This window comes from Cyclobacterium sediminis (assembly GCF_054781075.1).
Genome location: NZ_BAAGVC010000042.1, coordinates 141,439 through 154,264 on the forward strand (window position 1 = coordinate 141,439; position 12,826 = coordinate 154,264).

Here is a 12,826-nt window from a genome sequence, read left to right on the forward strand (position 1 = left end):
TTTTTGATTGCGTCCATACTTTACTTCAATTCCATTACTTCTCACAATATTTGGATCGGTCTAGAATGAATTTAAATTTATGGGGAGCCTTAAAAATGAAGGTGTGTTTCAATTAAATTATTGATTTGTGTAGAATATGTGTTAAAAATTACCTTATTTTAGATTATTCGATCATTTTTTGTCGAATCTAAGTCTTTATTATCATTTAATATTGCTACTATGTTAAAAGAAAAATCTACCTATTCCTATTTGTGCTTACTCAGTACCTTGTTGTTTTTTAGTTATTGTGGAGGCAAAACATCGGAAAGTGCTGAAGAGAATGCTGACCTTCCTCGGGTGGCAATTGCGGGATTGGCCATAGAATCTAGTACTTTTTCACCTGCGGTATCGGAAGAAGATGCCTTTCTTGCCCGGAGAGGAGAGGAGGTATTTGATTATTACCCTTTTATGAGGCCAGACTCAATTAATAGATCAAGAGCCAAATGGTTTCCTACTTTAAGAGGTCATGCCATTCCTGGAGGTATCGTTTCAAGGGAGGCATACGAGTCACTGGTGGGAGAGACTTTGGAGAGATTGAAAGAAAATTTACCTTATGATGGATTGTTTTTTGATATTCATGGCGCCATGAGCGTGGTTGGCCTAGATGATCCTGAAGGGGACTTTATTGAAAGGATTAGGGAAGTTGTAGGAAAAGAGACTATCATTTCTACTTCAATGGATTTGCATGGAAATGTTTCTTGGCGGCTGGCGGGTAATTCTGATTTAATTACTTGTTACCGAATGGCTCCCCATGAAGATGCATTGGAATCCAAAAAACGTGCTGTTGATAACTTATTAGAACGTTTGGAATCGGGAAAAGGAAAGCCTGCTTATAAAGCATGGATTCCAGTTCCCATATTACTTCCGGGAGAAAAAACCAGTACCCGTGTAGAGCCGGGAAAAAGCTTATATGCAGCTGTAAACCCGGCTACTCAACAGGAGGGGGTAGTAGATGCCGCAATTTGGGTAGGCTATGCTTGGGCGGACGAGCCGCGAAACCACGCTGTAGTAATGGTTACCGGGGATGATAAGGAAAAAGTCACCCAAACAGCAGAGGAGCTTGCCTTCAGTTTTTGGGAAAGACGGGACAAATTTGAATTTATTGCACCTACTGCTAGTCTTAAGGAGAGTTTAGATATGGCCATTGCTAGTGATAAAGTACCATTTATGATCAGTGATATGGGAGACAATCCAACTGCAGGAGGCGCTGGAGATGTGACCTGGACACTTAAAGAAATACTTGAAAGACCTGAGTTTAAATCAGGTTCAGGCCCTTCCCTAATTTATGCTTCTATCCCAGGCCCCGAATTGGTAGAAGCTGCTTTGGATGCAGGTGTAGGTGGGGAGGTGTCTGCCAAGGCAGGAGCTGCGGTAGATGACCGATTTGCACCACCTATACTACTAACCGGTACAGTGACAGCTATTGAAAAGGGGGATAGAAATGCAGAAGTAGAGGTGGTTGTAAAAGTTGGCAGTGTTCATGTAATTGTTACAAAAAAAAGAAAGCCCTATCATAGGGAAAAGGATTTTACCAACCTTGGTCTTAATCCAAAAGAAACGGATATAGTCGTTGTAAAAATTGGCTATCTTGTACCTGAACTGTACGATATGAGGGCAGACTGGATCATGGCCCTTACTCCGGGAGGTGTTGATCAGGATCTGGAGCGTTTGGAGTTTAAACGCATCAACCGACCGATGTTTCCATTTGATAAGGATATGGAAACGCCTGATTTAAGTGCAAGGTTAGTCCCTTTATCTCATGAATTTTAGTAATCCTACATGTTTTTTTAAACTTTTGGACAAAAAGCGGCTTAAAGTTATTATGTATTAGTTGGTTTTTGTAATAAGTGGCCTGATTCTATTGTATTTACCTAGAATCAGGCCATTTTATTGGATAACAATTTAGTTTGGTCTTCTTCTTCCATTTATATTTGCGTTACATTTCTTGTAACACCAAAATATTTCTTAAATGTATTCTAGTTAAATGAATATTGCGTAATGATTATTTAACAATTTGATCATCTTACTGACTGGTCTCTATTTAAAAAAATCGGGTTTTTACTTTAGGTAAAAACTATAAGAAAAGTCTGAATTAAGTAAATCCCGGAAAAATGGTTAAAATTAGTTTTGTTTTTTGGTTCATGTATACGCTTTCAATGGTTGCCAATGCTCAGGTGAAAATTGAAAAGGAAAGCAAGGTGATGCGTAGTGATGTTCCCTCCAATGCGGTTTCTTGGGTAGAGGAGGTTTTTGATCAGAAAAATAGGATGAATTGGTTTTTTGAAACTTCAGGGGAAAGCAAAAGCTATGAAGCTAAATTTTACCATAAGAAAAAAAAGTTCAGTGTGGAGTTTAGTATGGATGGTACCTTAGAGGATATTGAAGTATTAGTACATTGGAGGAGATTGCCTAAAAAAGTTAAGCAAAATATTTCGAAATATTTTTCGGACAACTTCTTAAAAACTAATATACGGAAGATTCAAATTCAGTATACTGGGAAAAGCGAAAACTTAAAAAATTGGATAGATACTAATAAATCCGATGATATTATAATTAAATATGAGGTGGAATTTTATGGTAAAACATCAAGCACAAAAAAATTATGGGAAGGATTATTTGATAAGGAGGGCGAACTTCTAATGAAAAGAGAAATCATCCTGACACCTTCTAATAATCTATTCTTTTAATGCGTAAATTAATACTTGTTATATTTCTTTTATTACCTATACAAATAATGGCTCAAGGAACTGTTAGGTTATTTGGGTTTTTTCCTGAATTTCAAGTGGGTTTTAAAGCTACAGAAAAATTAAAAGTTATTGGTAAAATAGAGAGTCAACATGGGATGGCTGAAAAATTCGGGGGAGAAGATCTTGATGCCGGCTATTTCCATAATCTAACTGATTTTCAAGGGTTTTTAGGAACAAAGGTTAATCCATTTATTGATATTGCTGCAGGGTATCAATACCGTGTGGATAGCAGAGGTGACAATAGCCACCGTACAATACAGCAAATATCCATACTACAGTTGCCCAGAAATTATAAAATTGGTCACAGAATCCGTTTTGACCAAACCTATTTACCTTTTGAGAAAAATGAATACCGGCTTAGGTATAGGGTGTCTTTTGAAGTCCCAATAGAAGGGAAAAGATTAGATCCTGGAGAGTTTTATTTGGTGTTTAGTGATGAATTGCTCTACAGTTATCAGTCTCGTGTAAGTGGATTGGAGAACAGGATTGTGGCATCCCTGGGACACCTCTCCAAGGCGAAACAGAAATTTCAAGCAGGTATCGACTACAGAACTGATCGTTTTTTTGACCCTGACCTGAGACACAGGACCTGGTTTAAATTTGGTTGGTATTTAAATTTTTAAAACTTATCAAATCAACTTTGTTGTTGATTTAGTAAAGTTGCTCTTTAATTTACCTTTCAAAATGAGTTTGTAGAAAAGGAACTTGAAAATTAATCCGAAGTTCCTTTTCCTATTGATTTTTAGCTTTTTATGACTAAGCTAGTGAAAGATAAACAAAATGTGTGATTTTTTATTTCAGGGTTAAAAATTAACTTCTTTGTATAAACTTACAACTATTTAAAGATTTACTTCTGCCAAATACCGATTTCAATATAAGTCTATGATTTCATAGGTTTTACCATTTAACCCAAAAGTATCTCCTTTTTTCTTTCCCTTCATTTCCTTGTAAATCGGAGCATTTTTTGAAATACCAAATAATTTCTGACCATCCACTTCAAATTCCTCCAAACTTACACTTGGGAAAAAGGTCATGCTGTCTGTTTTTACAATTGCTCCGAGGGTGACTTCATCTAAAATATTATCTGCAGTTCTCATTTGTTTTAAGAAATCCAGTTCATCGATCACAAAGTCAAGCTCCCGACCGATTCTGTTAATCACGAGAGCGCTTTCATCTTCTTGTCCTTGCTGATCATATTCAACTGGCTCATCTTGGGGCTGCTGCTCTCCTTCTCTAATCTCCTTTATCCTTTGCCTAAAGTCTGAAACAATGCTTTCTTGGCGCCTGACGGCTTCTTCCATTACTCTTTTTTTAAAGTTTATTTTTTCCATAATGCTTTTAATTTTTTAAGTTAAGGGGCAAAAAGGTTGCCAGATTTTTCATTTCAAGATATAATTTTTGGCGACTTATCAATTGAGCTATAGGGGTGAAAGTTAAAAGTATAATCTTTTGTAAATTTTGAAATAACAAAAATAAAAGTTACTTTGTTAGGTGTAGAAAATAAAAGAATATGAGAATTTTAAAAAGTATAAAACCATTCGCCATGCTATTACTGGTGGCTTTGCTGTTTTCTTTCACAATATCTTCTTGCGGAAACAAAAAAACGGACAAAGTAGAACAGACAGAAGAGCATCCGGCTGCCGAAAAAGAGCATCCATCAGGAGGTGATGAACACCCATCAGGTGACGATGAGCACCCAACAAAGGAATAGTACTTTGTCGAATAGTTATTCGTTATGATGTGTTATTAATAGGTATTGTTTCTAATAAAAGTAAATGTTGTTTTGGCAACTGCGGGTTTTCCTCCAATTTCTAAAATCGGATAAGCCATAAAATTGATAGGGCCAGATACAGGACTAGGAGTAAACGCTAGGTCTCTACCACGACTTAATTCAATTCGATTGGCCGGGTGTCGACCAAAATAATAAGTCGACAGCGCAGTGTATTTATTTCCTTCGCTAATATCTATAGGCCACCATTTACCTTCGGCATAAAACTCTGCCCAACAGTGGTACCCATCAATTCCACCATCATCCCGGTCTGATGGAATTGCTGCGCCAATTGAAAATCTTGCGGGAATGCCTACTGATCTGGCCATAGAGATAAATAACGAATGAAATTCGGTACAATTTCCCGTTTTGGTGTCGCAAGCATAAATTGCATCCCCTCTGCCATAATCGCCATACTTCATGTATTTCATATGATCGATAATATAGTCATAAATGGCCCTGGCCTTCATTAGTTGGCTTTGCCCTTTCTTTTCTCCAATGGCCTCTTGGGCCAATTCTCTAAACCTTCTACCAACAGGCATAAGCGTACTTGATTGGAGGTATCGGGGATCGATTTTAAGGCTGTCCTGATAAGGACCTTTTTCTATTCTTTTTACCTTATAGGTAATTGTTATAGGTTTTTCACTATCATTTGGAGAGAGGGTTACGAGTAAAGCCGTATTTTGGTTGGTTTTATCTTTTATTATTTTGTGCTTGCCCGGAATCTCCTTTTTCACAAGGCCTATTTCTTGGTAGTCATCAGATGCTGCAAGGGGAATCCATATTTTGGCAGAGTCAGAAATCACCGGCAAAGTGATATTGTAGTTAAACAGGAATTGATCTTCCCCTTCAATAACTCCTAGAAGTTTATTACTTGATTCAGCAATAGGAATTCGGTTCCAAGTTTTGTCCGGCTGTTGTTTCCAGAAATAAAAAGGTTTACCATTTAATTTGTGTACACTGGTTTCGGTAACTTCCATTCCGCCAGGCTCTCCCTCCATAAAAAAATCCACGTCGTAAACATCCCCTTTGGTATCTGCAAGGTCTACACAAGCGAAATGCTTATTTGGTCCTAAATTAGAAAGGTATTCAGTATGTACCCTCACCAATTTTAGTCTTAATAATTTCTCCTCATCTCTGACCAAAAAAAAGCCCTTATTTGCTGACGCTTTATTGGAAATATAAGCTTTAATCCCTTTTTCAATGTCTGCAATGACCACTTTCGGGATTGTAACAGTCTTTGCCTCAAGCGTCGAGACTTCTTTGGGTTTTGATTGACAGCCGCCTAAAATTAGCCAACAAATACCCAGGCAGATTAGTGAAGAATTATATGTTCGATTTTTCATATTGAGCCATAGTGTTGAGGTTCCGGTTATTAATCAAAAAGTATATCAAAGTTAGTATTTCTAATTGAAGCAACAAGTCTAAAGAATTATTCATTTACCATTATTTCATGCTGGTTTTCTATGACTTATAACATTTATTTTAGCTGAAATTGGCTAAGGGGATAATTTAATAACAGCTCATAAAATAAAAATTAAATGACTGTACCCAATTAAAATCCTTTATGGCCATTTGAAAAGAGTAGTTGACTTTCTAAGGTATTTTATTTTATCGAAACCTTAATTGATTATATTGCACATTAATTTTTGACACCTAATACAGAATCGAATTGACAAAACATCAAACCCATTAATCCAAAGTTCATGAATTTTACCACTTTAGACCTCGCCATTTTTATTGGTTATTGTATCCTTATCATTTTAATGGGATACTTTGTATCAAGAGAGAAAGAGGGACACGTTAAAGATTCCAATGATTACTTCCTGGCAAGCAAAGCCTTACCTTGGTGGGCTGTAGGAGCTTCATTGATTGCATCCAACATTTCTGCAGAACAATTTATCGGTATGTCAGGTTCGGGCTTTGCCCTGGGGCTGGCAATATCTACTTACGAATGGATGGCAGCGGCTACATTATTGATTGTGGCCATTTTCTTTTTGCCGGTTTACCTAAAAGAAGGTATCAGTACCATGCCTCAATTTTTACTTAAGCGATATGATAGTCGAGTTAGAACAGTGATGGCTGTGTTCTGGTTATTGGTTTACGTATTTGTCAACTTAACTTCGGTACTCTATTTAGGAGCTTTAAGCCTTGAAACAATATTAGGTGTACCCATGGTGTATGGAATTGCCGGACTAGCTGTATTTGCGATGTTGTATTCCATTTATGGAGGGTTAAAAGCTGTCGCATGGACAGATGTAGTTCAGGTGTTCTTTTTAGTTTTGGGGGGGCTTGCCACCACCTACCTCGCTTTGTCTATCGTTGGTTCCGGAAACGTATTCCAAGGTTTCTCTACTCTTTTGACAGAGGCGTCAAGTCATTTCAATATGATTATTGAAAAAGGAGAAATGATGATTCCTGATGGAGCCGGAGGAGAAAGAGATGCCTACATGGATTTACCCGGGTTATCGGTCTTGATCGGTGGTATGTGGGTGGTTAATTTAAGCTATTGGGGCTTTAATCAATACATTACACAAAGGGCATTGGCCGCAAAATCATTGAATGAGGCCCAAAAAGGAATGGTTTTCGCTGGTTTTCTAAAACTTCTTATGCCGCTGATAGTGGTTATTCCGGGGATTGCTGCTTATGTGATTGTAAATCAGGGAATAGATCCTTCCTTTGCGGAATCTATGACTGATCCGGTAACTGGAATTATTAAGTCAGACAGGGCTTATCCAACATTATTACAACTGCTGCCATCCGGCTTGAAAGGATTGGCCTTTGCAGCATTAACAGCCGCCATCGTTTCTTCTTTAGCTTCTATGGCCAACAGTACTTCCACCATTTTCACCTTAGATGTCTACAAAAACTTCTTTGATGAAAATGCTTCAGAGAAAAAACAAGTAAGGGTAGGTAGAATTACAGCCATCGTTGCCTTTATTGTGGCAGCCATCGTTGCTCCGGCCTTACGGGAGCTGGATCAGGCGTTTCAATACATTCAGGAATATACCGGTTTCGTGTCTCCTGGTGTTTTTGCTATTTTTGTATTTGGGTTCTTTTGGAAAAAAACAACCTCAAATGCTGCCTTAACTGCAGCAGCGCTTACCATACCTTTGTCTGCTACATTTAAATTTTTGACCCCTAACTTACCTTTTATAGATAGAATGGGGCTGGTATTTTTGATCATTTCAGGGTTAATTATTGCCATAAGTTTGTTTGAAGGCAAAGGCAAGGACCATCCTAAAGGAATAGAAATTAGCAAAGACCTTTTCAAAACAAGTACTCAGTTTAAAATTGGCGCAATTTTGATTTCCGGTATAATCGCAGCCTTATACATCGTATTTTGGTAGAATAAAATTATTGATTTTAAAATGAGACAACTCCTTATTGGATATGATATAGGTAGTTCTTCAGTGAAAGCTACTCTCTTAGATGCAGACTCAGGTAAAGTGGTGGCAGCAAAGGGACTTCCGGAAATAGAAATGAACATTGATTCTCCACAAAAAGATTGGGCAGAACAAGACCCTGAATTGTGGTGGAAATACATCAAAGCTACAACCAAAGAAATAATCGCGAAAGGCCTGGTTAAACCCGGTGAGATAAAAGGAATTGGTATTTCTTACCAAATGCATGGCTTGGTAATGGTTGACAAAGATAGGTCAGTGATAAGACCAGCGATCATATGGTGCGATAGCAGGGCTGTAGGCATAGGTAACCAGGCATTTACCGGTTTAGGAAGCGAATATTGCCTGAGTCACCTCCTTAATTCTCCGGGTAACTTTACAGCTTCAAAACTCAAATGGGTAAAGGAAAATGAGCCTGAAAAATATGAGAAAGCCCATAAAATCATGCTTCCCGGTGATTATATAGCCATGAAGCTTACGGGCGAAATCCTTACCTCAGAGACAGGGTTGTCTGAAGGCGTATTTTGGGATTTCCTTGAAAATAATATTGCCGACAAGCTACTGAACCACTATGGAATAGATGCTAAATTACTTCCAAAAGCTGTTCCTTCATTTGGTGATCAAGGCAAGGTACTTCCTCAGGTAGCTCAAGAACTCGGATTAGATGCCGGTATTCCCGTAACTTACAGGGCCGGAGACCAACCTAATAATGCATTTTCTTTGAATGTGCTAGAAGAAGGGGAGTTGGCCACTACCGCAGGTACTTCAGGTACTGTTTTTGGAGTTAGCACCAAACCCGTTTATGACCCTTTGTCTAGGGTTAATACCTTCGTCCATGTTAACCACAAAAAAAATAGTCCAAGATACGGCGTGTTACTTTGTATCAATGGTACAGGGATTCTAAATAGTTGGTTAAAACGCTCTTTTGGAGATCAAGCACTGGACTATGAAGGGATGAATGAATTGGCCGCTGAAGTGCCTATAGGTGCTGAAGGTTTGAGTTTTTTACCATTTGGAAATGGAGTAGAACGAATCATGGAAAATAAGCATGTTGGTGCACACTTATCCCAATTAAACCTTTTGAAACATGACAAAAGGCATGTGTTCCGTGCCGGCCAAGAAGGCATTGTATCTGCATTGACCTATGGCTTCAAAATCATGAAAAACATGGGGCTAAACCTGAAAACCGTTAAAGCAGGGAAAGCCAACATGTTTCTCAGTCCCATTTTCAGAGAAGCTTTTGTTAACATGAATAATGTATCCCTCGAATTGTATGATACGGATGGTGCACAGGGAGCTGCCCGAGGAGCAGGAATTGGTGCAGGGATCTATTCAGGTTCTAAAGAAGCCTTTCAAGGTTTGGTGAAAATCCAGGACTTTGAACCTGATGCACAAAAAATAGAAGCCTATGGAGCGGTTTATCAGCAGTGGGAAAATTGCTTAAACCAAGTGAAATAAATTAATATACTTATCTAATACCTAAAAAGAATTGAATTATGTCAGATATGTTTTTTCCTGAGATTGATAAGATTAAGTTTGAAGGAAAGGATTCAAAAAATCCATTGGCTTTCAAATATTACGATGAGAACCGAGTAATTGCCGGGAAGACAATGAAAGAGCATTTCCGTTTTGCAATAGCCTATTGGCATTCCTTCTGTGCCACTGGAAATGATCCCTTCGGGCCTGGGACTATGGTTCATAAATGGGATCAATCCAATGATCCCATTCAAAGAGCAAAAGACAAAATGGATGCGGCCTTTGAATTTATCGGGAAAATTGGAGCTCCTTTTTATTGTTTTCATGACATTGACCTGATCGATGAGGGGGACAGCATTGCGACCTATGAGAAGCATATGGGGGCAATAGTAGATTATGCCAAGCAAAAGCAAAAAGAAACAGGTATAAAATTACTTTGGGGAACAGCTAATGTTTTTAGCCATCCAAGGTATATGAATGGAGCAGCCACCAATCCGGATTTTGATGTGGTAAGTAGAGCAGCTACTCAGGTGAAAAATGCAATTGATGCTACCATCGAGCTAGGAGGTGAAAATTATGTGTTTTGGGGTGGCAGAGAAGGTTATATGTCGTTGTTGAACACCGACATGAAACGTGAAACAGAGCATTTGGCCCAGTTTTTAACCATGGCCAGAGATTATGGAAGAAAACAAGGCTTTGAAGGTACATTCCTTATTGAACCAAAACCAATGGAGCCAACCAAGCATCAATATGATTATGATGCGGCTACGGTAATAGGGTTCCTTAGACATTTTGGTTTAGACAAAGACTTCAAACTAAATTTGGAAGTGAATCATGCCACCCTGGCAGGACATACCTTCCAACATGAATTGCAAGTAGCCATGGATGCCGGGCTTTTAGGGAGTATAGATGCCAATAGAGGAGACTATCAAAATGGTTGGGATACAGATCAATTTGCAATCAACCTTCAGGAATTGACGGAGGCCATGCTGGTACTTTTGCAAGGACCTGGGTTTACCACAGGTGGAGTGAATTTCGACGCAAAAATAAGAAGAAACTCTACAGACCTAGACGATCTTTTTCATGCTCATGTTGGAAGTATGGACGCTTTTGCAAGGAGTTTAGTTATTGCCAATGATATCATGGAGCATTCAGATTATCAAACTTTGAGAAAGAATCGATATGCTTCTTTTGATGGCGGAAAAGGGGAAGCATTTGAAACCGGAAAGCTTGACTTGGAAGCCTTAAGAAGCCATGCCCTGGAAATCGGGGAGCCGAAGATGACAAGTGGTAAGCAAGAAATGTATGAGAATATACTGAATCAGTTTATCTAAGTTACAAAACATAAAAAAAAAGCGGCTTAAATATTTAAGCCGCTTTTTTTTTTAAATTCAATTTATCAATAATTATCCCTCTTCTTGAGCCAATAGGATTTTTACTTCTTTAATCAAGGCCTCACTCAGACCATAAATCAAGTTTAGGTCTTGATCCCAATAATCCACTTTAGCCAACACACTTTCAACCACTGCCTCGGGTGTTTTAATTTTCCAGATCTGATCAAAATACTTAACCACTTCTGACTTGTCTTTGATGGGAGTAGCTTCCCCATTATAGTGACCTCTATAATACACAATCATGGCAGCAAAAGCCTGTACCATTCCTGTAGGTATTTGATCCTTTTTATTGATATAGTCCAGTAATGTTGGCAAAACCCTAACTTTCCATTTTGCAATGGAATTCAATGCGATATCACTTATTTTGTGCTTTATAAAAGGGTTTCTGAATCGATCCAGCACATCTTCTGCAAAGGGAGTTAAGTTTTCCTCCGGTTGATCCATGGCAGGAATTATTTCAGTAAAGATTACTTTTTGGAGATATGAACTAGTGGCTTCATTCTCCATGGCATCTTTTACCAACCTGATTCCTTTGAGATAGGCTACTGGTACCAAACAAGTGTGAGCCCCATTAAGAATTCGTACTTTTCTGGTTCTATATGGACTGATGTCTTTTACGAAAAGTACATCAAATCCTGCTTTATCTAAAGGTAATTCATTTTTAAGCCAATCCGGTCCATCGATGGCCCAGAAATAAAATGGCTCTGTCATCACCATTTGTTCATCTTTAAAGCCTAATTGGGCCTGAATTTCATTGCCACTTCCCAATGGGAATCCCGGTACAATTCGGTCTACCAGTGTGTTGCAGAAAAAATTATGCTTGACCACCCAGTCCTCAAAATCGCCTGAAAGGTCCCATAAATCGATGTACCTCTTGATATTTTCTTTAAGCTTTTTACCATTGTCTTCTATCAATTCACAAGGAATGATCACCAAACCTTTTTCAGAATCCCCATTAAAATGTTGGAAACGTTGATAAAGCAAAGCCGTTAATTTCCCTGGAAAAGACGCTGGAGTAGTCGCCCAATCCTTGTCTTTTTCGTCAAAGTATATGCCTGCTTCTGTGGTATTTGAAATAACAAATCTTAATTCAGGAATTTTTGCCAATTCCAAATAAGCCCTATAATCTAGAAATGGATTAATTGCTCCTCTTACCGATTGAATTAACCTACTTTCTTCTATGGTTTGACCTTTACTAACCCCTTTGGTAAGCACATGATATAGACCTTCTTGTGAATTAATGCCATGGGCTGGTTTTTTACTATGTACTTGAACCATTTGGATATCTCCATTAAATGAGGTCTTCTCATTTAGGATATCAATCATCCAATCAGCAAATCCTCTCAAAAAATTACCTGTACCAAATTGGAGAATGCTGATAGGGCGAGTAGAAGTTGAAGGGATATTTTGTCTATTTAATAGTTTCATGTTTGTATATATTAAAATTTTAGGTTGTTTTCTTTGTCCTAAACAAAAGAAATTTTTACGTTTTGAGCTTATTATTTTTTAAGATGCTACAATGTCTTAATTACTGGTTAAATATTGAATTAAAGTATTTGTTTTTTTTAAAAAATTCGAGGAATTGCTTCTTAAACTTCCCTTAGTATTTATTATAGGCTAAAGGAATTCATAAATTCAATAGTCTAGTTTAAAAGGTAGTGCCTGTAAGAATTGTAATGGGTTTTAAATGCAATAACTCACCCATTTTGTATTCATTAAATCGTTTTATTAACCGTCAATGATGTAGATTCATTCGTGAAATCGAAAGTTTTAATTTAAGTAATTCTTTTAAATAAAAGGTCAAAATTCATACCAACCAAAAGAGGGTGGGGTTATTTTTACCGTAAAAAATGAAGGGGCTTAGGGTTAGAATTAAGCCGTGGCTGAAATCAAGCTCACAAGGATGCCAGCCTTTTATTTATTGTAACCATTATTCTTGAAAATATGCATCAATTGTAATCGGTAACGTTACTATATGTTTTATTCTCCTTTATTATT

General features: G+C 37.8%; 10 protein-coding genes. 7 read left to right on the forward strand and 3 right to left on the reverse strand.

Annotated elements, in window-relative coordinates; genetic code table 11:
- The first annotated feature begins 219 nt into the window (after nucleotides 1-219).
- The 3 genes from ACYVHJ_RS20550 (at nucleotide 220) to ACYVHJ_RS20560 (ending at nucleotide 3,409) form a co-directional block, all read left to right on the forward strand.
- Entirely contained in the window at nucleotides 220-1,809 is a 1,590-nt protein-coding gene (locus ACYVHJ_RS20550; RefSeq protein WP_460518675.1) for a M81 family metallopeptidase, read from the forward strand.
- A gap of 341 nt (nucleotides 1,810-2,150) precedes the next feature.
- Nucleotides 2,151-2,726 carry a hypothetical protein gene (locus tag ACYVHJ_RS20555; protein ID WP_460518678.1) on the forward strand — a complete coding sequence of 192 codons (576 nt, stop codon included), beginning with the start codon at nucleotides 2,151-2,153 and terminating at the stop codon, nucleotides 2,724-2,726.
- Nucleotides 2,726-3,409, forward strand: a complete 684-nt coding sequence (locus ACYVHJ_RS20560) for a DUF2490 domain-containing protein (RefSeq protein WP_460518681.1) — start codon at nucleotides 2,726-2,728, stop codon at nucleotides 3,407-3,409. Before ACYVHJ_RS20555 ends, ACYVHJ_RS20560 begins: the two co-directional genes overlap by 1 nt.
- 246 nt (nucleotides 3,410-3,655) lie before the next feature.
- Here the strand turns inward: ACYVHJ_RS20560 and ACYVHJ_RS20565 are convergent, their stop codons facing one another.
- Nucleotides 3,656-4,117: a hypothetical protein gene (locus ACYVHJ_RS20565; protein ID WP_339905133.1), complete on the reverse strand. Its 462-nt coding sequence runs from the start codon at nucleotides 4,115-4,117 to the stop codon at nucleotides 3,656-3,658.
- A 212-nt stretch (nucleotides 4,118-4,329) separates the two neighbouring features.
- On the opposite strand from ACYVHJ_RS20565, the gene ACYVHJ_RS20570 reads away from it, so the two are divergent.
- Nucleotides 4,330-4,497 (forward strand): hypothetical protein, encoded by a 168-nt coding sequence (locus ACYVHJ_RS20570; protein WP_460518684.1) that lies wholly within the window; start codon nucleotides 4,330-4,332, stop codon nucleotides 4,495-4,497.
- 35 nt (nucleotides 4,498-4,532) lie between these two features.
- On the opposite strand, the gene ACYVHJ_RS20575 is transcribed toward ACYVHJ_RS20570, so the two are convergent.
- Nucleotides 4,533-5,900 carry a transglutaminase-like domain-containing protein gene (locus ACYVHJ_RS20575; protein WP_460518687.1) on the reverse strand — a complete coding sequence of 456 codons (1,368 nt, stop codon included), beginning with the start codon at nucleotides 5,898-5,900 and terminating at the stop codon, nucleotides 4,533-4,535.
- A 360-nt stretch (nucleotides 5,901-6,260) separates the two neighbouring features.
- On the opposite strand from ACYVHJ_RS20575, the gene ACYVHJ_RS20580 reads away from it, so the two are divergent.
- The 3 genes from ACYVHJ_RS20580 to xylA are packed head-to-tail and all read left to right on the forward strand — an operon-like array spanning nucleotide 6,261 to nucleotide 10,768.
- On the forward strand, nucleotides 6,261-7,904 hold the full coding sequence (locus ACYVHJ_RS20580) for a sodium/sugar symporter (protein WP_339905666.1): 1,644 nt from the start codon (nucleotides 6,261-6,263) through the stop codon (nucleotides 7,902-7,904).
- Nucleotides 7,905-7,925: 21 nt separating this feature from the next.
- Entirely contained in the window at nucleotides 7,926-9,416 is a 1,491-nt protein-coding gene (locus tag ACYVHJ_RS20585; protein ID WP_460518691.1) for a xylulokinase, read from the forward strand.
- Between the two features lie 38 nt (nucleotides 9,417-9,454).
- The gene (gene xylA, locus ACYVHJ_RS20590) at nucleotides 9,455-10,768 is read left to right on the forward strand and encodes a xylose isomerase (RefSeq protein ID WP_339903279.1); all 1,314 of its coding nucleotides are present in this window, start codon (nucleotides 9,455-9,457) and stop codon (nucleotides 10,766-10,768) included.
- A 72-nt stretch (nucleotides 10,769-10,840) separates the two neighbouring features.
- On the opposite strand, the gene ACYVHJ_RS20595 is transcribed toward xylA, so the two are convergent.
- Complete coding sequence (locus ACYVHJ_RS20595; protein ID WP_460518695.1) at nucleotides 10,841-12,256, reverse strand: tagaturonate reductase; 1,416 nt, start codon at nucleotides 12,254-12,256, stop codon at nucleotides 10,841-10,843.
- Between the last annotated feature and the right edge of the window lie 570 nt (nucleotides 12,257-12,826).